General features: G+C 38.7%; 19 protein-coding genes. 6 read left to right on the forward strand and 13 right to left on the reverse strand.

Annotated features, from left to right (window positions below):
- The first annotated feature begins 68 nt into the window (after positions 1-68).
- On the forward strand, positions 69-2,210 hold the full coding sequence (recQ, locus tag ACY9Z2_RS01725; RefSeq protein WP_463607871.1) for a DNA helicase RecQ: 2,142 nt from the start codon (positions 69-71) through the stop codon (positions 2,208-2,210).
- Positions 2,211-2,647: 437 nt separating this feature from the next.
- Here recQ and ACY9Z2_RS01730 read toward each other — a convergent pair whose 3' ends face one another.
- On the reverse strand, positions 2,648-3,886 hold the full coding sequence (locus ACY9Z2_RS01730; RefSeq protein WP_463607872.1) for an aminopeptidase: 1,239 nt from the start codon (positions 3,884-3,886) through the stop codon (positions 2,648-2,650).
- A gap of 390 nt (positions 3,887-4,276) precedes the next feature.
- Positions 4,277-5,515 carry an aminopeptidase gene (locus tag ACY9Z2_RS01735; protein WP_463607873.1) on the reverse strand — a complete coding sequence of 413 codons (1,239 nt, stop codon included), beginning with the start codon at positions 5,513-5,515 and terminating at the stop codon, positions 4,277-4,279.
- 238 nt (positions 5,516-5,753) lie between these two features.
- Here ACY9Z2_RS01735 and ACY9Z2_RS01740 point away from each other — a divergent pair, with 238 nt between their 5' ends.
- The gene (locus ACY9Z2_RS01740; protein WP_463607874.1) at positions 5,754-6,083 is read left to right on the forward strand and encodes a winged helix-turn-helix transcriptional regulator; all 330 of its coding nucleotides are present in this window, start codon (positions 5,754-5,756) and stop codon (positions 6,081-6,083) included.
- A 270-nt stretch (positions 6,084-6,353) separates the two neighbouring features.
- Here the strand turns inward: ACY9Z2_RS01740 and hutG are convergent, their stop codons facing one another.
- The 7 genes from hutG to cls form a co-directional block, all read right to left on the reverse strand.
- Positions 6,354-7,298: a formimidoylglutamase gene (hutG, locus tag ACY9Z2_RS01745; protein WP_463607875.1), complete on the reverse strand. Its 945-nt coding sequence runs from the start codon at positions 7,296-7,298 to the stop codon at positions 6,354-6,356.
- A complete protein-coding gene (gene hutI / locus ACY9Z2_RS01750; RefSeq protein ID WP_463607876.1) occupies positions 7,295-8,548 on the reverse strand; it encodes an imidazolonepropionase in 1,254 nt (417 codons plus the stop codon). Before hutI ends, hutG begins: the two co-directional genes overlap by 4 nt.
- Before the next feature lie 15 nt (positions 8,549-8,563).
- Positions 8,564-10,216, reverse strand: a complete 1,653-nt coding sequence (gene hutU, locus ACY9Z2_RS01755) for a urocanate hydratase (protein ID WP_463607877.1) — start codon at positions 10,214-10,216, stop codon at positions 8,564-8,566.
- A 226-nt stretch (positions 10,217-10,442) separates the two neighbouring features.
- Positions 10,443-11,972: a histidine ammonia-lyase gene (hutH, locus tag ACY9Z2_RS01760; RefSeq protein WP_463607878.1), complete on the reverse strand. Its 1,530-nt coding sequence runs from the start codon at positions 11,970-11,972 to the stop codon at positions 10,443-10,445.
- A 672-nt stretch (positions 11,973-12,644) separates the two neighbouring features.
- Entirely contained in the window at positions 12,645-14,069 is a 1,425-nt protein-coding gene (locus tag ACY9Z2_RS01765; RefSeq protein ID WP_463607879.1) for an alanine/glycine:cation symporter family protein, read from the reverse strand.
- Positions 14,070-14,409: 340 nt separating this feature from the next.
- The gene (locus tag ACY9Z2_RS01770; protein WP_463607880.1) at positions 14,410-14,928 is read right to left on the reverse strand and encodes an acyl-CoA thioesterase; all 519 of its coding nucleotides are present in this window, start codon (positions 14,926-14,928) and stop codon (positions 14,410-14,412) included.
- 19 nt (positions 14,929-14,947) lie between these two features.
- Positions 14,948-16,381, reverse strand: coding sequence for a cardiolipin synthase (cls, locus tag ACY9Z2_RS01775; RefSeq protein ID WP_463608270.1), 1,434 nt, complete (start codon positions 16,379-16,381; stop codon positions 14,948-14,950).
- A 181-nt stretch (positions 16,382-16,562) separates the two neighbouring features.
- Between cls and ACY9Z2_RS01780 the strand changes: the two genes are divergently transcribed.
- Positions 16,563-17,114, forward strand: coding sequence for a Rossmann-fold NAD(P)-binding domain-containing protein (locus tag ACY9Z2_RS01780; RefSeq protein WP_463607881.1), 552 nt, complete (start codon positions 16,563-16,565; stop codon positions 17,112-17,114).
- On the opposite strand, the gene megL is transcribed toward ACY9Z2_RS01780, so the two are convergent.
- Positions 17,063-18,295, reverse strand: a complete 1,233-nt coding sequence (gene megL / locus ACY9Z2_RS01785) for a methionine gamma-lyase (RefSeq protein WP_463607882.1) — start codon at positions 18,293-18,295, stop codon at positions 17,063-17,065. The two genes, ACY9Z2_RS01780 and megL, sit on opposite strands and share 52 nt — an antisense overlap.
- A gap of 277 nt (positions 18,296-18,572) precedes the next feature.
- Here megL and rarD point away from each other — a divergent pair, with 277 nt between their 5' ends.
- From rarD to ACY9Z2_RS01800, 3 genes are all read left to right on the forward strand, one after another.
- Complete coding sequence (rarD, locus tag ACY9Z2_RS01790; protein WP_463607883.1) at positions 18,573-19,478, forward strand: EamA family transporter RarD; 906 nt, start codon at positions 18,573-18,575, stop codon at positions 19,476-19,478.
- A 95-nt stretch (positions 19,479-19,573) separates the two neighbouring features.
- Entirely contained in the window at positions 19,574-20,485 is a 912-nt protein-coding gene (locus ACY9Z2_RS01795; RefSeq protein ID WP_463607884.1) for a GDSL-type esterase/lipase family protein, read from the forward strand.
- 163 nt (positions 20,486-20,648) lie between these two features.
- Positions 20,649-21,275: a YpmS family protein gene (locus ACY9Z2_RS01800; protein ID WP_463607885.1), complete on the forward strand. Its 627-nt coding sequence runs from the start codon at positions 20,649-20,651 to the stop codon at positions 21,273-21,275.
- 321 nt (positions 21,276-21,596) lie between these two features.
- On the opposite strand, the gene ACY9Z2_RS01805 is transcribed toward ACY9Z2_RS01800, so the two are convergent.
- The 3 genes from ACY9Z2_RS01805 to ACY9Z2_RS01815 are packed head-to-tail and all read right to left on the reverse strand — an operon-like array spanning position 21,597 to position 23,720.
- The gene (locus tag ACY9Z2_RS01805) at positions 21,597-22,019 is read right to left on the reverse strand and encodes a hypothetical protein (protein WP_463607886.1); all 423 of its coding nucleotides are present in this window, start codon (positions 22,017-22,019) and stop codon (positions 21,597-21,599) included.
- A 21-nt stretch (positions 22,020-22,040) separates the two neighbouring features.
- Positions 22,041-23,036, reverse strand: coding sequence for a helix-turn-helix transcriptional regulator (locus tag ACY9Z2_RS01810; RefSeq protein WP_463607887.1), 996 nt, complete (start codon positions 23,034-23,036; stop codon positions 22,041-22,043).
- Positions 23,037-23,096: 60 nt separating this feature from the next.
- A complete protein-coding gene (locus ACY9Z2_RS01815) occupies positions 23,097-23,720 on the reverse strand; it encodes a hypothetical protein (protein WP_463607888.1) in 624 nt (207 codons plus the stop codon).
- Between the last annotated feature and the right edge of the window lie 182 nt (positions 23,721-23,902).

The following is a 23,902-nucleotide window of genomic DNA, read 5'->3' on the forward strand; positions in this document are numbered from 1 at the left end:
AGCTGAAATTTCCAGCTCTTTTTTTCATGGAAAATATGGTAGGATTAGTAGTGTAAAGGAGGATCATCATGATCGCTGAAGCAGAAAAAATCCTACAAACCTATTATGGCTTTCCAGCTTTCAGACCTGGACAGCAGGAAACCATTTCAACTATTCTTCAACATAAAAACACATTAGCCGTTATGCCTACTGGAGGCGGTAAGTCTATTTGTTATCAAATTCCAGGAATGGCACTGGACGGTGTAGCCATAATTATTTCACCACTTATTTCCCTAATGAAGGACCAAGTTGATGCATTAAATTCACTTGGTATCGCAGCTACATATATAAATAGTTCGTTATCAACTAGTGAGCAACAACAACGACTCTACGATTTAGAGGCTGGACACTATAAATTCGTTTATGTGGCACCAGAGAGATTTGAGTCCTCCTATTTTATTCAGGTTGTTAAACGATTGCGGATTGCGCTGGTAGCGTTTGATGAGGCGCATTGTATCTCCCAATGGGGACATGACTTTAGGCCAAGTTACCGTTCCATTGTTCCTAATTTGAAGGCTCTTTCTAACATCCCAGTTTATGTTGCACTAACTGCAACTGCTACTGGAGAAGTTATTTCAGATATTCAAACGCTACTTCATATAAGCGATGATCATGTTGTTAACACAGGATTCGAACGAGATAACCTAGCATTTCATATTGTCAAAGGGAAAGACAAGTCCACTTATGTTCGCTCCTTTCTTTCTGAACGAAAAAATGAATCAGGTATCATTTATACAGCAACACGGAAGCAAGCTGATACCTTACATGAGCAGTTAACAACAAGAGGCTTTTCTGTTGCAAAATATCATGCTGGTCTCTCGGAGGATGAGCGGAAAGCTGCACAAGCTGCATTTATACAGGATGAAATCCAAGTAATGATCGCAACAAACGCGTTTGGTATGGGAATCGATAAATCCAACGTTCGATATGTCATACACTACGCCATGCCAATGACCATTGAGTCCTACTATCAGGAGGCTGGACGTGCTGGTCGAGACGGGGAGCCGAGTGATTGCATCTTGCTATTTTCTCCACAAGATATCCAATTGCAAAAGTTCCTAATCGAACAGTCCTTCATGGACGATGATGCCAAACGTGCAGAGTACCGGAAGCTACAGGCTATGATCAATTACTGTCATACACATAGTTGTTTAACTTCCTTTATATTAAATTACTTTAATGACCGTGATGACAAGAATTCTTGTGACCGGTGCAGCAATTGTATGCACCGAACCGACCAAATCGATATGACAAAAGAATCGCAAATGATTCTTTCCTGTGTAAAGCGAATGGGTGAACGATTCGGAGTAAGCATGACCGCAAAGGTTTTAAAAGGATCGAAGGACAAGAAAATAAAAGATTTTAAATTGCATTTGATTTCAACATACGGAATTTTGTCTAATTATACCGAGAAAGCATTAACTGAATGGATTCATTTTCTAATTGCTGAAAACATTCTTGCGACAGAGGAAGGCCGTTACCCGACGTTAAAACTGAATCAGCAATCAGTAGATGTATTAATCGGAAAGCGTACCGTATTTATGTATTCAGCTGTTATTCCAACCGGCGAAAGCGCAGATTATCAAGAAGATCTTTTTGAGGAGTTACGACAATTACGTAAAAGAATTGCCGACGAACAAAATGTACCACCATACGTATTGTTCTCCGACGCTACCTTAAAAGAGCTGAGCAGATATTTTCCAGATTCAAAGGATGATATGCTGACCATTAAAGGAATTGGTGAGAAGAAATACGAGCAATATGGCGAACCTTTCCTGGAGGTAATACAGACTTGGCGAGAACGGAATCCTGATGTTAAAACCAAAGTTAGAATTTCAGATAGTGCACCAGCTAAGCCAAAGGAAAAAACAACGGACGAGCCTAGCTATCTAGTTAGCTACCAGATGTTCCAACGTGGTAAATCTATTAAAGACATTGCTGTCATTAGAGATATGTCACAGCAGACCATTGAAGGACATATTTTCAAAGCAACAAAAATGGGCTATCCAATTGCTTGGGGAATCTTTTTTAATGATGAGGAAGAAAGAAAAATTCTAGAAATCCGTAATGATATGGATGAAGCAAAACTAAAACCACTGAAAGAAAAGCTTCCAGATAGCTATAGCTATACAAAAATTAAAGCCGTTTTAGTCAAGAACGACTATATGTAGATTGTAGGAGCACCTCTTGGTAAGGGGTGCTTTTTTATGGGAAAGGTGATGAACGTTCTTGCCTTAGCTTTGTTGTTCAGGGAAAGGCATAGGTAATTACTTTCTTATTTGTGCTTAGCGGACTCAGAATACCTTAATTCTCTAATTATGGGTGAATTTTGTTTGTTAGCGGACATCAGATACCTTATTTTGTTATAAACTAGTGATGCCAGGGTGTTTTAACGTAAATAGCGCACCTGGTGTCCACTTCGTACTTAAAAATGGGTAATATAATGTAAGTAAGGTATTCTGAGTCCGCTAACTAACACCAGTCCTCTTTACCTTCTCGATCCGACTAATGCCGAGGTTTTCTTATTGGGTCTACCAGACCTTATGCTTTCTGATGTTATAAATAAAACCGCTCCCTCTTAAAAGGAGCGGTTCATGTATCAACCTATTTAGCTAAGTTTGAATGCCCATGTACCATTACGGAACACAGCTTCAGTGGTTCCATCTGGTAGAACACCGTCAATATCAAGATTTTCAGAGCCAATCATAAAATCAACATGGGTAAGGCTATCATTTACACCGTGTTTATCTAATTCTTCGTCGCTCATTTTTGCTCCACCTTCAAGGTTAGTTGGATATGCCTTTCCAAGCGCAAGATGACAGGATGCATTTTCATCAAATAATGTGTTATAAAATATCAATCCCGATTGCGATATAGGTGATTCATGCGGTACTAAAGCAACCTCACCTAGACGTCTTGCACCTTCGTCTGTATCTAATAAATGTTTCAGTACTTCTTCACCTTGCTCAGCCTTGAAATCAACTACTTTTCCATCTTTAAATGTTAACGTGAAATTATCGATCAAGCTGCCACCATAATTTAACGGCATTGTGCTTGAAACCGTACCATTAACACCATATTTATCTGGCAACGAGAACACTTCCTCAGTTGGCATGTTCGGATTAAACATAACACCTTTAGGAGTGTCTGAAGCTCCACCTTTCCAAATATGACCGTCTGGTAATTCCAACTCAAGATCGGTCCCTGGGGCTTTATAAATTAGTTTTTTATATTTTTTATTGTTCAGGATGTCCTGTACAGTGTGCAATGTATCGTTATGGTCATCCCATGCAGCAATAGGATCATCTTTGTCTACGCGTACAATTTTAACAATAGCTTCCCAAAGACTTTCGACTGCCTCTTGCTTCGATTGATCAGGGAAAATTTTCTGTGCCCAATCACCAGTTGGGATGGAAATTACACACCAAGGTATTTCATCATTCATCATGCGTTTACTAAAATTAACCATAGCTTCAGCAGATGCTTTATTTGCCTTCGCAACACGTTCAGGGTCAATATCCTTTAACAAATCCGGATTCGATGAATAGATGGAAAGCACCGCTGCACCATCTTCAGCGTATGACTCAGCTAATTGCACACGCCATTCAGGAAAATTAGCTAGTACTTCATCTGGTGCATTTTCGTATTTTAATAGGGTAAGCTCATCGTCACTCCAATTAATATGTACATCTTTTGCACCCATTTCGTAAGCTTTACGTGCAACTGCTTTGGTAAAATCTGCCCCTTCAATTGGTGCACTGATCATTAGTGCCTGATCGTTTTGGAGATTAACTCCTTTTCGCAACACAAGTTCCGCATATTTTTCTAGCGTCTTTTGACTAACCATTCCATTTCCTCCTGTTACATAAAATTTTTTAAAAGTTGTTTTCAAAAATGTTGGTGTAAATTGCAACGTAATCTGGTGCGTGTACGTCAAGAACAATGCTTTGATATCGGACTGACGATGCCTTATTTGCCTTTTTTAACTGTATTTTGCGGATTAACGGACACACGATGCCTTATTCAGTTAAAAAACATGATTTTCAACTGTTTTTATCCGATTAAGGAATCCTGAGTCCGATCACACCCGCATTTACCCTCATTTCACATAAATAAGGGATCGTGTGTCCGTTAGCTGTCCTCCTGCATCCCGCACGAAAATCGCAATTGCAATCTCATTCTTAATTAAAACTATTCCCCCTGACTAATGCAGAGGGAAGGGTTTAATCTTAACAGTTTATTTTATGTCAAATGCCCATGTTCCATTACGGAAAACGGCTTCTGACGTTCCATCTTGTAACACACCATCAATGTCTAGTTTTTCGGAACCGATCATAAAGTCAACGTGTGTTAGACTATCATTCACACCGTGTTTATCTAATTCCTCTTCATTCATATCCGCTCCACCCTCAAGGTTTGTTGGATATGCTTTTCCAAGCGCGATATGGCACGACGCATTTTCGTCAAATAATGTGTTATAAAAAATCAAACCTGATTGCGATACTGGTGATTCGTGTGGAACTAATGCAACTTCACCTAAACGGCTCGCACCATCATCTGTATCTAATAAATGCTTTAGTACATCTTCCCCTTGCTCAGCCTTGAAATCAACTACTTTTCCGTCTTTAAATGTTAATGTGAAATTATCAATTAAGCTACCACCATAGTTTAATGGCTTGGTGCTCGAAACGGTGCCGTTTACACCATATTTATGCGGCATTGAAAATACTTCTTCTGTTGGCATATTCGGATTAAACGTAATACCTTTTGCCGAATCAGCAGATCCACCTTTCCAAATATGACCTTCTGGCAACTCTAATTCAAGGTCGGTTCCAGGTGCTTTGAAAACCAATTTTTTATAGTTTTTCTTATTCATGAGTTCACGTGCAGTACGTAGTGTTGCATTATGTGCGTCCCATGCTGCGACTGGATCATCTTGATCAACGCGAACAATTTTAACAATCGCATCCCAGAGACTTTCCATTGCATCCTCTTTAGACTTGTCAGGAAAAATCTTTTGCACCCAATCACCAGTTGGAATGGAAATGATTGACCAGGTAATCAAGTCATTCATCGTATACTTACGGAAGTTCTTCATTGCCTGTGCCGCAGCTTTATTTGCTTTAGCAACTCGTCCTGAATCAATATCTTTTAATAAGTCTGGATTCGTTGAGCGGATAGATAAAACTGCCGCTCCATCCTCTGCATACATATCATGCAGTTTTACTCGCCATTCTGGAAAATCAGCAATAACCTCATCTGGAGCGTTTTCATATTTTAATAAAGTTAACTCATCGTCCACCCAGTTAATATGTACATCTTTTGCGCCTAATTCATATGCTTTACGAACAACTATTTTTGTAAAATCTGATCCTTCAATTGGGGCGTTGATCATAAGTGCTTGATTTTTTTGTAGATTGACCCCTGTGCGTAATGCAAGTTCTGCATATTTTTCTTGTGTCTGTTGACTGACCATTGTATTCCCTCCGTGGATATTCATTTATTTCGTGTACCGTTATTATTTCATAAATCGTATAAAATTACCAAGCAATTGTTTCAATTATGCGAAAATGTTTATGTTAATTTTTTCCTTTTTCAACTAATTCGGGTTATATCCAATTTACGCAGCAGAAGTATTGTGTTATACTGTTATTAAGTTACTTTTCGTAATTACTATTAATGATTTTACTAATAAATAAGAAGAGGTGATCTTCATGCAGGAATTATGTCCGCGATTTGAAAATGCCATGCAACTTCTCAGCAAACGTTGGGTTGGGCTAATATTATTTGACCTTTTAGAAGGAACAAAACGTTTTTCTGAGATGGAAGCTGACTTGCCAATTAGCGGAAGGTTGCTCTCTGATCGATTAAAAATGTTAGAACAGGAAGGAATCGTCGAACGCAATATTTATTCTGAATTCCCTGTCCGTATTGAGTATTCATTGTCTGATAAAGGAAAAGCATTAGAACCCGTAATCCGCGAAATACAGAACTGGGCCGAAGACTGGGTTTCATTAGAAGACCAAAATGAACAAGTGAAATAGATGATAGGCTGTCAGGTAGACAGCCTATTTTTATTGCCTAAAAACACTAATTTACATATGGACCGCATGGTGCGGACACACAATTCCTTATTTGGCAAAAAACAGCCACTTTCATCTACTTACGGACACCAGGTACCTTATTTACCAAAAATTCATCTAAAATAGCATGCAAGACAGCAAATAACGAATCCTCTGTCCGTTTGAATTGCTATATTGCGTTATTTTGGAATAATAGCGTCTCCTGTGTCCGCTTATGGATAGAATATATTCTTACAGCCTCTTCCCCAACATAAACTCCATCATCACATTCGCTGCTACTCTACTCGTCATGTTTCGAATATCAATCGTTGGGTCAATCTCCACGATATCCATCGCTTTAACTTTTGCATGCTGTCCAGCTAAATGAACTCCAGATAAAAGCTCACGACTTGTCATCCCACCAGGACCAATTGCCGGACACCCCGGTGCGTATGCTTGATCCAAAACGTCCATATCAACGGATAGGTAAATCACATCTACCCGATCCGAAAGTCTCTTCACTTCTCGCTCAATAATTTTTTCAACCGATTCGCGGTATAAATCTTGCATAGTATAAACGACAACGCCTTTTTCTTTTGCGTAATCATCATATGCCTTGGCATTGGTAAAATCACGAATACCAATTTGAACTAAATTTTCCCCTTGCAAAATACCATCTTCGATAAGCCTACGAAAAGGAGTGCCATTCGTTGGTCCACCATCCTCTACATTGCGTAAATCATGGTGTGCATCAAACTGAATAACGCCGACTGATTGATTCCGCTCCGCATAGGCCTTGATCGATGAATGACTGATTGAGTGATCCCCACCTAGTATCATCCAATAGTCAGCCGCTTCTGTCGCATAAATATCAGACAATCCCTCATGTAACCGCTGCTGGTTCCCAACAACATCAGTCGGATCCATATATACATCACCAAAATCGATAATCGATTCGGTGAAATCAACGCCAGTGTCTCCGGAAAATGTCGTATAGCTTTGCAGTGCAGATCGAATAGCACCAGGGGCAAAAGACGCCCCAGAGTGACTAATCGATGGTTTCGAAAGTGGTGCACCAGCTATCGCGAATTCCGTTTTTTTCCCGTCTTCCCACGGTATTAAAAGCTCACGCACTTTTGTTGTATACCTATCTTTAAATGCGGTTCCTGCAGGCTTTACGTGTCGCAACTGCGTCATCGTATCGCCTTCCTCTCATATAATACTGCACCATTTTTCACAACTGTGTTCACATGATTTACACCATAATGGTATGGAATGTACATGTAATTTGGTGCATCCCATAACACGATATCTGCTTTACGCCCTACAGCAATTGTCCCCGCTTCTGCTCCACGGCCAATCGCATGTGCAGCATTCACTGTTACCGCATGCCAAATTTCTTCTGGTGAAAGTTTAAGTTTCAACGCCGCAATCGACATAATAAGCTGTAAGTTCTCCGTCACTGAGCTTCCTGGGTTAAAATCGGTCGAAATGGATATAGCTGCTCCTGCATCGACCATCTTCCGTGCCGGTGAATACGTATCTTTTCCTAAATAAAAGCTTGTTCCTGGTAAAATTACACCAATGGTCTCAGACGCTGCCAATTGCTTAATTCCTTCGTCTGAAGCTACAGCCAAGTGGTCACCACTAATTGCGCCTACTTCCACTGCAAGCTCAGTTCCACCTAAGGGATCAATTTCATCCGCATGAATTTTTACACCAAAGCCTTTTTCCTTGGCCTTAAGCAAATACTTCCTTGATTGCTCAACGGTAAAAACGCCCGTTTCGGTAAAAATATCAACGAATTCAGCTAAATTTTTCTCTTTTATTTCATCGAACATATCGGCCATTTCATCCAAAAATGCATCCGGATTCTCTTTATATTCAGGCGGAATGGCATGTGCGCCAAGAAAGGTAGAGACGATATCCAATGGATGCTTCACATTAGCTTCTTTTGCCACCTGTAACTGTTTAAGCTCGGTTTCTTTATCGAGTCCATATCCACTCTTCGCTTCAACTGTCGTAATGCCATGCATGGCCATGCGATCAAGATGAAATAAGGCTTTTTCTAACAAGTCATCGTATGACGTTTCACGAGTGGAATTAACCGTTGATAAGATTCCCCCACCTTGCTTCAAAATTTCCAAATATGGAACACCTTGTTGTTTCAATGCCATTTCTTTTTCACGTGATCCACCAAACACTAGATGTGTGTGCGGCTCAACCAATCCAGGTGTGACAAGCTTCCCTTCAGCATCGATTGTTCGTTCTGCTTGAATGCCTGCAGCTTTTTCCGCTGACCCGATCCATTCTACTTTTCCATCACGAATCGCAACTGCTGCATCTTCCAAAACTTGCAAATCGCTCATGTCTGCACCTTTCACAGGCCCTTTTTTATCCATTGTTAATAACTGTCCAATATTGGTAATAAGTACATCTACTTGCATCATATCGATTCCTTTCTATTTCTTAGTTGGGATTGTTATGTTATTTTCTTCAGCAAAATCGATAGCTGAATCATAGCCTGCATCCGCATGACGAATAATGCCCATCCCAGGGTCAGTCGTCAGTACGCGCTCTAATCGTTCATGTGCTAAATCTGTACCATCCGCAACCGCAACCATTCCAGCGTGTAACGAGTAGCCCATGCCTACACCGCCACCATGATGGAAGGAAATCCATGAACCACCAGCAGCAGTGTTAATTAGTGCATTCAATACTGCCCAGTCGCCTACTGCATCACTGCCATCTTTCATTCCCTCTGTTTCTCGGTTCGGTGAAGCAACAGATCCGCAATCCAAATGATCACGACCAATTACAACTGGTGCTTTCAATTCGCCTTTTCGAACAAGTTCGTTGATCGCAAGACCCATTTTCACGCGCTCGCCATAGCCTAACCAGCAAATACGAGAAGGCAACCCTTGGAATGCGATTTGGTCCTGAGCCATATCAATCCAACGAATTAGCGCTTCATTTTCTGGGAAAAGTTCCTTAATTAACTGATCTGTACGATAAATATCTTCTGGATCACCTGACAAAGCTGCCCAACGGAATGGTCCTTTACCTTCACAGAATAGCGGACGGATATACGCTGGAACGAAGCCAGGGAAATCAAATGCTTTTTCCACACCTTCATCAAGTGCTACCTGACGAATGTTGTTTCCATAGTCAAATACAATTGAACCTTTATCCTTGTGTAAAAGCATTGCCTCTACATGTTTAGCCATGCTTGCTTTTGATTTAACCGTATAGGCAGCAGGATCGTTTTTTCGTAAAACTTCTGCTTCTTCAATGGTAAATCCGACTGGTACATATCCATTCAATGGATCGTGAGCAGAAGTTTGGTCTGTCACAATGTCAATTTTAATGTCACGATTTAATAGTTCATGATGAACCTCTGCCGCATTTCCAAGAAGCGCAATTGATAATGGCTTACCAGCCTCTTTCGCTTCCTTCGCCATCGCTATCGCTTCATCAATGCTTTCCGTCATCACATCACAATACTTGGTTTTGAGACGTTTTTCAATGCGACTCTTATCCACTTCAACTGCAATGACAACTCCCTCATTCATTGTGACCGCAAGTGGTTGAGCACCACCCATGCCACCAAGACCGGCAGTTAATGTAATAGTCCCTTTTAACGATCCATCGTAATGTTTTTTCGCAAGTGAAGAAAACGTTTCATACGTTCCTTGTAAAATTCCTTGTGTTCCGATGTAAATCCAACTACCTGCCGTCATTTGGCCATACATCATTAATCCTTTTTGATCTAGTTCATGAAAATGATCCCAATTCGCCCATTCTGGTACTAAAACAGAATTAGATAACAACACTCGAGGTGCGTGCTTATGTGTTTTGAACACTCCAACTGGTTTTCCAGATTGAATGAGCATCGTTTCGTCATTTTCTAAGTTCTGAAGTGTTTTAACAATTGCATGAAAAGCATCCCAGTTACGTGCAGCTTTACCAATTCCACCATATACAACAAGCTCTTCTGGGTTTTCTGCAACCTCTGGATCTAAATTGTTATACAGCATGCGTAATGCCGCTTCCTGTTCCCAACCCTTACACTCAAGTTCCATTCCTTTTTTTGCACGAACATCAACTTTATTCATGAAAAATTCCTCCTTGTAGCTTTATTTGAATACGTCTCTGCGGCTAGCAAATAGGTAGTCAGGATGAACGTAGGGATAGTACGTCTACTTTTCACCTGCCTATCTATTTGTACGTCGCTGAACAGTCGCTTCCGCTTTTCTTTGTCTAGCTACAGCTCCTAGCGACTAGCAAATAGGTAGTCAGGATGAACGTAGGGATAGTACACCCTACTTTTCACCTGCCTATCTATTTGTACGAAGCTGAACAGTCGCTTCCGCTTTTCTTAACATATGAATCTGTATTATCTTTCAACCAATTTGCTAGATTTGTAATGTCTGTTGCAAAAATACGATCAGCTGTAATGCTTGGAACAACCTTTCTTGCCTTTTCATAAAACTCCTTTGTCACCGCGCTCATTTGATTGATACCTCGGTATTCCACAGCTTGCATCGCACAAATCAATTCAATCGCCACCACATGTCGCGCATTTTCTAGCATTTGCATCGCATGCCTTGCTGCGATTGTCCCCATACTGACATGGTCCTCTTGATTAGCAGATGATGGAATAGAGTCGACACTCGCTGGATGCGCAAGTGTTTTATTTTCTGAAACGAGCGACGCTGCACTATATTGCATAATCATTGCTCCGGATTCAAGCCCTGGGTTCGGGCTTAGGAACGCTGGTAAATCATTTAATTGTGGGTTTACAAGGCGTTCAATCCGGCGCTCTGCCATATTCGCAGTCTCCGCGATTCCAAGTTTCATAAAATCCATCGCAAATGCTATTGGTTCACCGTGGAAATTCCCACCAGAAATCACCTTATTTTGATCGGAAAAAATTAACGGGTTATCCGTTACAGCGTTCATTTCTACTAACAGCTTTTCCTTTGCATAGTTTACGGACTGCCAGCAAGCTCCGAGAACTTGCGGAATACACCGTAGTGAATAAGCGTCCTGCACACGAAGTTCACCTTGTTTTGTCGTTAGCTTACTATCGTCTAATATCGCTCGAATTCGCTCCGCCACATCCATCTGCTCTTGGTGTCCTCGGGCAGCATGTAAATCGCCATCAAAAGCATCAATAATTCCTTGTAATCCTTCTATTGTCATCGCTGCAGTTAACTCGCTTTGATGAAGCAATTTCTCAGCCTCTAAATAAGTCACTACACCAACCGCAGTCATAGCTTGTGTCCCGTTAATTAATGCAAGACCTTCTTTTGCCTTTAATGTTAGGGGTTCAATTCCTTCCTTTGTGAGTGCGGTAATCGCATCTATTTTTTCACCACGATACATAACTTGCCCTTCTCCCATCAACCCAAGCGCAAGATGTGAGAGTGGCGCGAGATCCCCGCTTGCTCCAAGTGAACCTTGTTGGGGAACAATCGGATGAATCCTAGCATTTAAAAGCTTTAAAAGTTGTTTTACCAATACAAGCCTTACACCGGAATACCCTTGGGACAAAGCATTTGCTCGTAGAAGAAGCATCGCTCGAGTAATTGGCTCAGAAAACGGGTCACCCACCCCACATGCATGGGAATGAATAAGGTTTAATTGTAGATCCTCTAGATCCGTATCATTGATAACAACATCACTAAACTTTCCAAATCCTGTGTTAATGCCATACATTGTTTTTTTATCCACGATAAGCTGATCAACAGTTTCCCGATTAGCTTCAATCGCAATGCACGTTTCATTTGCCAATTTGACTTTCTCGTTGTCAAAAACTACACGTTTTAATTCATCAAACGATAATGTCTTTCCAGTTAAAATTACCATAATACTCCTCCCTTATCGCATTGCTTTACCATGATAAAGCAATAAACGTAAAAAGAGGCTGCGGTTAAAAACCGAGCCTCTTTGAAAAATTTAATTGATGTAATTGTTTTTTGTTGCTTTTCATTGAAAGCACCTCAATATTCTGAAACGTTCTTACAATTAATTGTAAGCGTTTTCCTGTAGTTTTGCAACCATTCTAGTGTAGATACTTTTAGTGAAATGAAGAACCCCCTATTAAACTTGACTGCATGCAATTTCTTTTTTTAAATGTGGAATTATTTTAATGTGCTTTAAATTGATTTTTGATTTCCTGATAAAAGCGAATGTAATAAGCGGACACTAGATTCGTTATTCGTACAAAATTGAGGCAAATGCTTCTGTTTGTGGACACACGATTCCTTATGAAGTGAAATAATAGTGATCTCATGGTGTTTTTACGTAAATAAAGAATCCTGTGTCCTCATAACCCATAAAACAGGTCCAAAAAGTAAAAATAACGGATTCTGTGTCCGCGTACTGAGCAGATTCTGTCCCGGGGATTGACTACTTCGTAGGTTTCCTTCAAAACAAATCATATCTTCAGAAGCCACAAAAGCTAACGCCCAGAGAATCCGCTCTCTGGGCGTTAGCTAATTAGGTTTTCTCTCACTATTTAGTGGCTAGCTTTTCATTTTAGTCTCTTTCATGCTTTGCTGTTTTGCGGTCCCAGAATTCGATTCCATCTTGATTATCTAATACATCACGGTAAAACACAGGATCTTTTCCTTCTTTACGTTGACGCTGATAATCTTTTAAAACAGGTTCCGCAATTTTGTACAATTTCGTAATAGCATACAAGTTGATTAACGCCATAATTGCCATCGACATGTCTGCAAGTGCCCATACTAAGTCGAATGTTGCAATTGCACCAAAGATGACCATTGCAAGCACTGCGATACGATAAATAAACAAGCCAACCTTACTTTCCTTGATATATCCAATGTTATTTTCACCGTAATAGTAATTTCCAAGAATCGAGCTATATGCAAATAAGAAAATAGCTACAGCGATAAAGATTGATGCCCAGTCACCAATGTGGAATTGGAATGCTTGCTGTGTTAGCTGAATTCCATCTAAATCTGTTCCAGCATAGTTTCCTGCAGATGTAATAATAAAGCCAGTTGCACTACAAATAAGAATGGTATCAAAAAATACACCTAGTGCTTGAATTAATCCCTGCTTGGCCGGGTGCGTAACCTCTGCAGTGGCCGCAGCGTTTGGAGCACTACCCATACCAGCTTCGTTCGAGAATAATCCGCGTTTAATACCCATTGAAATTGCGGCACCAAATCCACCACCAGCAACTTCCCGAATACCAAATGCGTTGGCGAAAATTAATGAAATCAGATCAGGCACAGCGGCAATGTTCACAATTAATACGTAGATTGCAAGAAAAATGTATAGAATTGCCATAATCGGAACTATGTATTGTGTTACATTCGCAATGGATTTTAATCCTCCGAAAATAACCATAGCCGTTAAAATAACAAGAACTACTGCCATTATGTTTTTACTAAAATCAAATTCATTAGCAAACGCTAAACTAATTGTATTGGACTGCACGGAATTAAATACAAGTCCGTACGTAAATGTAATCGTTATCGCAAAAAGGATTCCAAGCCAGCGTTTCTTTAAGCCTTTTTCCATGTAATACGCCGGACCACCACGATATTGGTCTTTCTCAGGTATTTTGTATACCTGCGCAAGTGTACTCTCAACAAATGCTGTTGCTGACCCTAGGAGTGCAATTACCCACATCCAAAAAATCGCACCAGGTCCACCGATTGCAACCGCAGAAGCTACCCCTGCAAGGTTACCTGTGCCGACACGGGATGCTGCACTAATTGCAAATGCCTGGAATGATGAAGTTCCCTTTTTTCCTTCAGCACTAATTGTTCGTTTATCAAATAAAACTCGAAACATTTCTGGGAGATAACGAAATTGTACAAACTTAGTTTTGATTGTAAACCACAGTCCTAGCCCGATTAGCACGAAGATTAGTAAATAATCCCACAATAGGCCGTTAACCCAATCTACAATGTTTTCGATGAAACTCATATTATGTCTTCCCTCCGCGTGTTTTATATAACGATGACTTATTTACCAAGCTATAGCAGCTAAAGTCATCGTTGCACTACCACTGTGTTAATATAGTGCAAATATAAATTAATAAGTACTTTCATTTTGTATACCCGTCTACAATCACTCTTAATCCACCTTTAAGTGACTTTTGTCATTTTATCATATTTACGTAAAAGTTACATAATCGAATCGAAAGTAACAAAAACAAATCTGTCTACTATATTATGCTTTTTTGTTGAAATCTTCGTGTACTTATATTGATGATAAATGCAAATGAAAATCCGCTTCCTTAATGGAGGCGGATTTCTTTTACACTTTACGCATGATCCCAAGGAAAACTCGTACCCGATATAGCTGAAAGCTGTTTCGAGTTTGCACGACGTTCCTTCCGATGTTTTGCACGAATTGGAGCCTTTTCATGAAGTTCCTTTTCAAAATCAGTTTCTGGGACCACTGATACAACTGGAATTGGTTTACCGTTCGCATTAACGGCCACAAATGTTAAAAATGCAGTTGTACAAACCATCCGTTCTCCAGTTAGTAAATTCTCCGTTACAGCTTTCACAAAAACTTCCATCGATGTGTTGTGTGTCCAAGTCACAAATGCTTCGACACAGATGGAATCTCCTTCTTTCACTGGTGCGAGAAAGTCAACAGAGTCAGTGGATGCTGTAACAACCGTTTCTCTAGCATGACGAGCTGCTGCAATAGCCGCTACGTCGTCAATATGCGCCATTAGCTTTCCACCAAATAATGTTCCATGTGTATTCGTGTCTGGTGGTAGTACGTGTGACGTTTTAACTGTTAATGAATTGCGGCATGTTCTAGTTTCCATTTAAATTTCCTCCTGTAGTTTATAAAATTGGTGAGAGAAGACGTGAAATAGACTCCTTAAAGCGAATACCTAGCGAACGTTTTTCATATAACTTTTTGGTCATTTGTGTAGATAGACTAATATCCTCCATGAAACTTTCAACGAGTTCACCAGTAGTTGCACTGTCATATAAAAATGCATTACCTTCAAAGTTTAACCGAAAACTTCGCACATCAATATTAGCTGTCCCAACTGAAGCTATTTTCCCATCGACAATAATAGTTTTGGCGTGTAGAAACCCATTTTGATAAATATACACATCTGCCCCCGCCTTTAATAGGTCACCGATGTAAGACAGTGTTGCCCAATAGACAAAGGGGTGATCTGGTTTATTTGGTATCATAATTTTCACATCGATACCTGATAGGCATGCTATCCGCAATGCATCAGCTAGACTTTCATCTGGAATGAAATACGGTGTTTGGATATAAATATACTTCTTAGCCGATGATATCATTTTAATATACCCATTTTTGATTTGTTGCCATTCCGAATCTGGTCCACTCGTTACAATCTGCATACCAACATCTCCCGCGGGCACTGCAGCATAAAACCTATCGTCGTATAAAATATCATGACGGGAGGCTTGATTCCAATCTAAGATGAAACGGGTCTGCATATGATGAACCGCATCACCAATTACGCGTAAATGCGTGTCACGCCAATAACCGAAGATTTTATTTTTCCCCAAATATTCATCGCCTATGTTGAATCCGCCTATGTAACCTATTTTCCCATCTATGATTGCAAGCTTACGATGGTTACGGAAATTAATTTTCATATTAATTTTAGGGATTTTTGGTGGGAAAAATGCCTCTACTTCCCCTCCAGCATGACGAATTCGTTTAATAAACTTCCTATTTAAAGTACGTGATCCCATATCATCGTATAAAACGCGTACTTCCACACCTTCGTTTGCTTTCTTTACTAAGATATCAGCAATTTGTTTTCCTAGTCCATCATACCGAATAATGTAATAAAGCAAATGAATATGGTCAGTTGCCTTTTGTAAGTCTTGCATCAGTGCTTTAAATTTTTTCTCACCGTCGGTATAAATATCTACCTTATTATCTTGTGTAAAAATCGCATCATTATTTCGTAAATGCATATAGTACAAATCTTTATATTCTTTAAGCTCTTGATGCTTGAAAACAAATGTATCCTCTTCTATCGCTCGAAGCTGTGATTGTACCGAACGCTTCACCCCTAATTTACTCTTGGTTTCCCACGTAAATATTCGTTTATTACTAATTTTTTTCCCAAAAATTAGATAAAGGAAGAAGCCTGCAATTGGAATAAATAATAGTACCATTAGCCATGCCCATGTTGAAGTGGCATCCTTTCGTTCCAAAAAGATAATGGTTAATGCGAGTCCGATGTTAGATATAATGATGAATGCTAGAAAATAAGGCATAAGTACCGTTAGTTCCAAGGCAGTTCACTCCTCTCTAAATAGAATCTTTTCGTAATATCCATAATATAGCATATTTCTAAAGAACAAGTTACTATGTAATTAGAAAAGCGAAGGGGACTGTTTAGCGACAGCAATATAGGCTCTAGAACCGCAGCCAGAAAATTAAAAAGGTGGAATAAAAATGAAGCACGCACTTATAATCGGTGGCACAGGAATGCTTATCAACGTCTGTCATACACTTGTTCATGACTATCATTATTATGTCTCAGTTATCGGTCGTAATACTATACGACATAAACGCCTAAAAGATTCAAGTAAAAAACCAAATCACATTCATTCAATCGAAGTTGATTACCATCAGGATGAAAAGTTTCGTGAAGAATTAAAGAAAAACTTTCAAGAAAATGGAGCACCCGATTTAGTTGTGAGCTGGATTCACGAGTCAGCACCACATGCATTGAAGTCAGTTATAGATGAAGTTGAAAAAATGAATAGTACGAAACCATGGCGCCTGTTTCATGTTCAAGGTAGTTCCCGATTTTTTGAAAAAGAAAACACGCCTGTACCCACAAATTGCTTGTACAGACGTGTTTATTTAGGATTTATTATGGAAGGTTCATTTTCCCGTTGGCTAACACACGACGAAATATCCACAGGTGTTCTCCATGCTATCGATACGGATCAAACAGAATCCATTGTCGGAACACTAGAACCTTGGGACAGACGGCCTTGAAGTTGGTTTAGTGCCTGTTCTAGATCAGCCCAGATATCTTCCCAGGCTTCAAGTCCTGCAGAAAGACGAATGAGTTGGTCAGTAATACCCATTTCTTTACGAGATTCCTCTGGTATAACTGCATGTGTCATCGTTGCAGGATGCTGAATAAGGGTTTCAGCGTCTCCAAGACTAACAGCAATTTTAATAAACGATAGCTTATTTAAAAGAGCCTGTGCATCCTGTTTGGAGCCCTTAATCGTAAACGATATGAGTCCTCCACCACGCTTCATTTGTTTTGTATAAATCGAGTAATTGCGATGATCCTTATCACTCGGGTAGAAAACTTCATCTACAGCAGGATGGGTTTTTAGTTTTTCAAAAATCTTCTCTGCATTATCAGAATGGCGGTCTAATCGCACCGGCAATGTTTTTAATCCTCTTAGTAAAAGCCATGCATCAAATGGTGATATAATTCCCCCAATATCCTTCTGTGTTGTCATCGCAACAGAATCGAGAAATTCTTTTTTGCCAACTACTAGGCCAGCCACTACATCACCATGTCCACCAATATATTTTGTTGCACTATGAAGAACAACATCGCAGCCAAGTTCGAGTGGCTGTTGTAAATATGGTGACGAAAACGTATTGTCTACCACCACAGGAATGTCGTATTCTTTTGCTACGCGTGCAACCATTTCTAGATCAATTAGTTTCATAGTAGGATTGATTGGAGTTTCTACGTAAATACACGTCGTCTCTGGACGAATAAGATGACGAATTGCCTCTTCAGATTCCATTCCAGAAAAGTCGTGCGAAATATTATATTTTTCCTTCATCATCGTTAGTAAACCAAATGTACATCCGTATAATCCTGATGAACATAAAATATGGTCGTTTGCTTTTGTTAGGGCAAGTAACACGGCTGAAACAGCTGCCATACCTGAACCAAATGCTAATCCCCGTTCACCTTTTTCCAATGCAGCAATACGCTCTTCTAACACCGCTACAGTTGGATTACCTAGCCTTGAATAAATGTATCCCTCTTCTTCACCAGCAAACCTGCGCTCACCTTGTTCTGCCGTATCGAATGTAAATGTAGAAGTCTGAAAAAGTGGTGTAGCTAAACTACCTAACATGTCCTTTGCGTCATATCCCTCATGTATGACTGTTGTCTCAAAACGCTTCGAATTTGTTGTCATTTTTTTCTCCCCCATAAGATTTTCAAGTATCTCTATTTCTATCATAGAGCATTACCGACTGTTTTGAAAGCGTTTTCTTACATTATTATATAGTACGCGAGGATTGCTTTTTTGTTTATAAAACTCTAAACTTATCTTATTTATGGCTATGTTTAAAAAAATCGATGTTGTTGAAACGAAAGAAGTAAGCTTCGATGTAAGTACTCCGACCGTTGATTTCCGCAGCGGACAGTCACTTACTAATCAATGCTAGTTAGATAGATTGGAAGTGTTAAGGATGGAACAATCAGAAGAAAAGATCGGAATTATTTATACAGCAAGTGCTTATTTACTTTGGGGATTCCTTCCGATGTATTGGAAGCTTATTCAAGAGGTTCCAGCAGGTGAAATATTAGCACACCGCATAATTTGGTCATTTTTATTTATGGTCTTGGTTATACTATTTTCACGTAAATGGCGATTATTTATCAAGGAATGCAAACTAATTATTAAGGATAAACAGAAACTGATTGGAATTTCCCTTGCATCCGTAATGATTAGTTTGAATTGGCTTACATATATTTGGGCTGTCAATAGTGATCATGTCATTCAAGCAAGTCTTGGCTATTATATTAATCCTCTAGTTAGTATTTTACTTGGCATCATTGTACTGAACGAATCTTTGACACGACGACAACTAGTATCATTTATTCTAGCAGGCATCGGTGTAACTTACTTAACCGTAAGCTACGGTGTATTTCCATGGGTTTCACTTCTACTTGCGTTTAGCTTTGGTTTCTATGGACTTTTGAAAAAAATGGTTGATGTAGGAGCTATGTTCGGTCTCGCTATTGAGACGATGATTGTCACACCATTAGCACTTATTTATGTACCTATTTTTACAGAAAATGTATTTATTCAAAATGATCTATTCTCAGATACAAATTTATTTTTAATTGGGGCTGGAATCGCAACGGCAATTCCATTATTATTATTTGCAAGCGGTGCAAAAAAAATCCCACTTTCAATGGTAGGGTTTTTACAATATATTGCACCAACCATCATGTTAGTTTTAGGTGTATTTGTCTACGATGAGACATTTTCTTCATCACACCTCGTATCCTTTTCGTTAATTTGGATTGCTTTGATCATTTATATGGGATCAGCACATCGGAGGCCTTCTAAACGTAAACGCAATGTTTAGACAGGTGATAGTTCCGAAGAAAATGGGTATATAGGATAAGGGGAGACAAATATCCTATAATAAGAGAGAAAATTTATGACCATAGGTGATACATCATGAAGAAAAAAATAACGATCATTTCTATATCCATTCTTTTAGTAGGACTGTCGATTTTTTTAATTGTGACAAATATAAATTCACCAATTGAAAAGGCAATTAAGAAAGCGAAAATTGAAGAAAAAATAGATCCTGTTGATAAAAAAACAGAAGAAGAAAAATCAAATGAGGAAGATTCACAATCTGAAAATGCTGAAGCTGAAGACGAAGAAAATGTAACTGGAAAAGTAAAGAACCTAGTGACAGGCGCAGTTCAAGAAACGATTGAATTTTTCTCAAACAATGAAGCGCATGTGGTAGCCATTGGTGATTCACTTACGCAAGGTGTTGGTGATGAAACTGGCGGCGGTGGTTACGTTGGCATGCTAAAAGAAGCACTAAATACAGATGAAACAGAAGTTACATTTACTAACCTCGGAAAGCGTGGTCGACGCTCAGACCAACTCTTAAAATATCTCGAAGACCCTAAAGTTGAGACGGCTATTTCCGAATCTGATATAGTACTGATTACAATTGGAGCAAATGATATCATTCAGGTTTTAAAAGAAAACTTTGCAAACATTACGCTAGATGACTTTCAAGAAGCGCGAGTCGAGTATGAAGATCGTTTGAAAAAAATATTCGAAAAAATTTATGCCATAAATCCGAATACAGAAGTGTATTTACTAGGTTTTTATGACCCGTTTGGAAGATATTTTCCTAAAATTAAAGAGTTAGGATTAATCGTTGAGAATTGGAACGAAACGGGAAAAAAAGTAACAGAGAAATATGACAACGCAACATTTATACCAACGATCGATTTATTCAGTGATACAACTGTGGATTTGTTCTGGCACGATAATTTTCACCCGAACTATAAAGGGTACCACCGAATTGCGGAAAGAGTTCTTGAATACTTGCATGAAGATTGAAATATACGTTTGATGTAAAAAGAAGCGATTTTGATTTTTATTAAGCGATAAATTTATTTTTGATGATTATTTTTGCGTAACAGCGGCTATAATTTTATAGTGGCGTATATCGTAAAGAATTGCGGAAATACGTTACAAAGAAGTAAGCGAAAGGTGGGCAGCTATGAAAAGACGTGACAAACAAGTGAAGTCTAAGTGGAAGAAATATTTTTATATCTTGCTCACAGCAAACTTTTTATTTTTACTAGGTATTATACTATTAATTTTCTGGCCAGTTTCCAGCTCAACTATTCCTTCTGTAGAGGAAGTTGATGAACAAAAAAGCTCACAATTTATTGTACGAACATCAAAACAAAATTTAAATGATTTAGTAAATGCCTATCTGGATAAATTACTAGATAATTCTAGCCATCACTATAGTATTATATTAAAGGACGATGTACATTTAATTGGTGAACTTCCTGTATTCTCGACGACGATTCCACTTTCTGTTCATTTTGAACCCAAAGTACAGGAAAATGGCGACGTAATTCTAAAGCAGAAATCTATTTCGCTTGGATTACTAGAGCTCCCTAATCAAAAGATAATGGAGTATATGAAAAAGTATTTACCAATGCCTGAATGGGTTACCGTTAACCCGAAGGAAGAAGAAATCTATGTTGCTGTAACCAACATGGATATTCGCAGTAATTTTAAAGTAAGCATCGTGCATTTTAATTTAGAAGAAAATAATCTTGCATTTAAAATTCACGTTCCTTACCAGACGTTAGGAATTAATCCGAGTAACTAAATTGAGGTTGGAATAAAAGTAATTTTATCAAAAGAATCCAAACTATACTATAAAATGGTGTAAAAAGCCGCTCCGAAAATATACTTCGCTTTCCGCGGGTGGCTGGTGAGCCTCCTTGCCCCGGCAAGAGGTATTCCGACGTTGTCCGCAAAGGACGGTTTTAGTCGGCCTTCCTTACTAGACGCACTCCGGGGTCTCACCTATGCCATTCCTCCCGCAGGAGTCTACGTATATTTCCGGAGCTCATATAGATCACTGTTCCTCATTTCAATTGATAGGACTAGTTATGTCCCAACATGATTTTTAAGAATAATAATAAAACTATTCATTTTGTTGCAAAGGAAATTCTTTTTTTTGCCCCCTCCTGAAGATCCAATTAAGTATTCCAAAAATCAATCCTGATGTTATGAAAAATGAATAGAAGGGCAGTATATCCAAAGATAAAAACTCTTCAAATCCCCAAGTCATCATGAAAGCTAAGACAGGGATTAAAAAGCCTAACATACATCCAAATGGGTAAAGAAAAAACTTGTAGTTAGTGAATTTATTATCAATATAATAAATGATTAAAAAATACAAAGGTACTCCACAAATAAAATATGCTTGGCCACCCCAGAATAAAACGGCGTCCACATCGCCACCGATTTTTCCACCTAGCAAAAATTTAATTGTTAAGACATACATACAAAAACCCGCAAGAAATGAAATAATAGGTGTTATAAGATAAAGAGCTATTTTCTTCATGTTGTGTAATCCTCCAACGGTTTATTCCTCTTCTTCATACACATCACGCATCTGTTTAATCTTTTCTTTCATTCTATCCACCAAATAATCTGGTGAAAGTACCTTCGCATTACTTCCCCATGTCAAAATCCAGTTGACTAACCCATCCGATAGCTTTGCTTTTGTTGATAATACGAAATGTTCTTCATCTAGCTTTTTAATATCCGCTTCCTTACCAAAACGATCGAGAACCACATTAACTAAATCCAAATGAAAACGAATTTTTATCCAAATTTCTTCACCAGCAAACATGTGAAAGCTTTGATTAATATATTCCTGTAAGTGGAAATGCTTGTCCTTCACGAAGGATTGATCGCTCACATCAATGTCTCGAATTCGATCTAATCGATAATGTCTAATTTCGTTTGTTTCTTTGAAACGACCAATTAAATAGTAGAAATCATTTTGCCAAATCAGTGCATATGGCTCAACTTGATAATGATCTCCGTTTCTGTGAAACTCGAATTTCTTCTGCACGTTATATTTACCATATTTGTACGTCAACACTTTTTTGTCCGATATAGCACGGTGAACGCAATCGATGTTAAGCTTTACAAGGTCGTAATCCATGTTTGTCGTGGGACTAAATAAAATTGGCTCCGGCAAGGTTTTTCCTATGTATTTACTTGTAAGCTGCTTCATTTTATTAATCAGTTTTTTCTTTTCGTTCGTCGTAATAAATCGTGCCGACAAAATTGCATCTACCATTAGTCGCAATTGATAGGTTTCAAACAATCTAGTTTGATGACTGTAATATATCTTTCCAAATTTACCTTTGTTTTTTACAATTTCAAAATCAAGCTCATCTAATATTTCCAAGTCGCGTTTAAGTGTGCGCGGATCGACAGGTATTGGTTCACCGGAAACATTATGTAATTTTTCACTTAGTTCATCAATTCCAACCTCATGAAAGTCATCTGTCTCATTAAATAAAATCTCTTTCACCTTTAGTAGTCGATAATTGCTTCCACGATCCATTTAAAATGACCTCCTTTTGTTTACTAATAAAAAGAGCCATACAATGTGCATATGGCTCTCTTACCTGATCACGAATCGTTTTACTTTTGATAATTTGGATACCAAAAATGTAAATGATTGTTTCCGTATAACAGTATCACCACTAATTACTTGTGGTTCTACCTTCTTATATTCTCCAAGCTTTCCTTGATACACTAATTGTAAGCCAGATAATCCTCTAATATCGGCAGGTGTAGTAAAGCATTCTGGTTTCGATAGCTTAAATCCTTCCACTTCTCGTAAAACGGTCGCAACAAATTGCGAGCAGAACATTGCGTGTTCTCGGTTAATTTCAATTTGCAACATGACACCAAATAGCCCTAAAAAATTATATTTATAATTGCCTGCTTGTTGCTCTATTTCACGAATTTTCATCTTCACCTTTTGAAACTCTTCTTCTGGTAAATGATATGCATAAATTGCACATGATGAATTTTTTAAGAACTCACTTTGAATATTTTCCTTCACGAATCCCCCAATAAATGGATTTCTCGGATTTTTCCTACCAAAACTGTAGACTTCCTGCAGCCCATCATCAAATGCAATGGATACATGATTCAAGCCTTCCTTCGTACAGTAATTAATCGCACGCGATAAATAAGTTCCGGTATCCGTAAAGAGAAAGTAAAGTGTTCTTTCCCCCATGGCATTCCCCTCCGTATGACGGTATGCTTTTTATTTATTTGTAGTGTTGATTAATTGTTACACATTTACTTAAAAAAATATAGTCTTTTTTGAAAAATAAAAAATAATTTTACAATACGATTTCTTACTCTTACTATATGAAATTTCGACCGCTTTTTCTACAATTTTTTGGAAAAAATTAA

Source organism: Virgibacillus sp. GM2-2, assembly GCF_055329585.1.

Bases quoted from the DNA above. Each gene is read 5' to 3' on its own strand.
- recQ (WP_463607871.1), top strand. From the start codon at position 69: ATGATCGCTGAAGCAGAAAAAATCCTACAAACCTATTATGGCTTTCCA.
- ACY9Z2_RS01780 (WP_463607881.1), top strand. From the start codon at position 16,563: ATGAAGCACGCACTTATAATCGGTGGCACAGGAATGCTTATCAACGTC.
- ACY9Z2_RS01735 (WP_463607873.1), bottom strand. From the start codon at position 5,515: ATGGTCAGTCAACAGACACAAGAAAAATATGCAGAACTTGCATTACGC.
- ACY9Z2_RS01770 (WP_463607880.1), bottom strand. From the start codon at position 14,928: ATGGAAACTAGAACATGCCGCAATTCATTAACAGTTAAAACGTCACAC.
- hutH (WP_463607878.1), bottom strand. From the start codon at position 11,972: ATGGTAATTTTAACTGGAAAGACATTATCGTTTGATGAATTAAAACGT.
- ACY9Z2_RS01730 (WP_463607872.1), bottom strand. From the start codon at position 3,886: ATGGTTAGTCAAAAGACGCTAGAAAAATATGCGGAACTTGTGTTGCGA.
- ACY9Z2_RS01805 (WP_463607886.1), bottom strand. From the start codon at position 22,019: ATGAAGAAAATAGCTCTTTATCTTATAACACCTATTATTTCATTTCTT.
- ACY9Z2_RS01795 (WP_463607884.1), top strand. From the start codon at position 19,574: ATGAAGAAAAAAATAACGATCATTTCTATATCCATTCTTTTAGTAGGA.
- ACY9Z2_RS01810 (WP_463607887.1), bottom strand. From the start codon at position 23,036: ATGGATCGTGGAAGCAATTATCGACTACTAAAGGTGAAAGAGATTTTA.
- ACY9Z2_RS01740 (WP_463607874.1), top strand. From the start codon at position 5,754: ATGCAGGAATTATGTCCGCGATTTGAAAATGCCATGCAACTTCTCAGC.
- megL (WP_463607882.1), bottom strand. From the start codon at position 18,295: ATGACAACAAATTCGAAGCGTTTTGAGACAACAGTCATACATGAGGGA.
- hutU (WP_463607877.1), bottom strand. From the start codon at position 10,216: ATGAATAAAGTTGATGTTCGTGCAAAAAAAGGAATGGAACTTGAGTGT.
- hutG (WP_463607875.1), bottom strand. From the start codon at position 7,298: ATGACGCAGTTGCGACACGTAAAGCCTGCAGGAACCGCATTTAAAGAT.
- ACY9Z2_RS01815 (WP_463607888.1), bottom strand. From the start codon at position 23,720: ATGGGGGAAAGAACACTTTACTTTCTCTTTACGGATACCGGAACTTAT.
- hutI (WP_463607876.1), bottom strand. From the start codon at position 8,548: ATGCAAGTAGATGTACTTATTACCAATATTGGACAGTTATTAACAATG.
- ACY9Z2_RS01800 (WP_463607885.1), top strand. From the start codon at position 20,649: ATGAAAAGACGTGACAAACAAGTGAAGTCTAAGTGGAAGAAATATTTT.
- ACY9Z2_RS01765 (WP_463607879.1), bottom strand. From the start codon at position 14,069: ATGAGTTTCATCGAAAACATTGTAGATTGGGTTAACGGCCTATTGTGG.
- cls (WP_463608270.1), bottom strand. From the start codon at position 16,381: ATGCCTTATTTTCTAGCATTCATCATTATATCTAACATCGGACTCGCA.
- rarD (WP_463607883.1), top strand. From the start codon at position 18,573: ATGGAACAATCAGAAGAAAAGATCGGAATTATTTATACAGCAAGTGCT.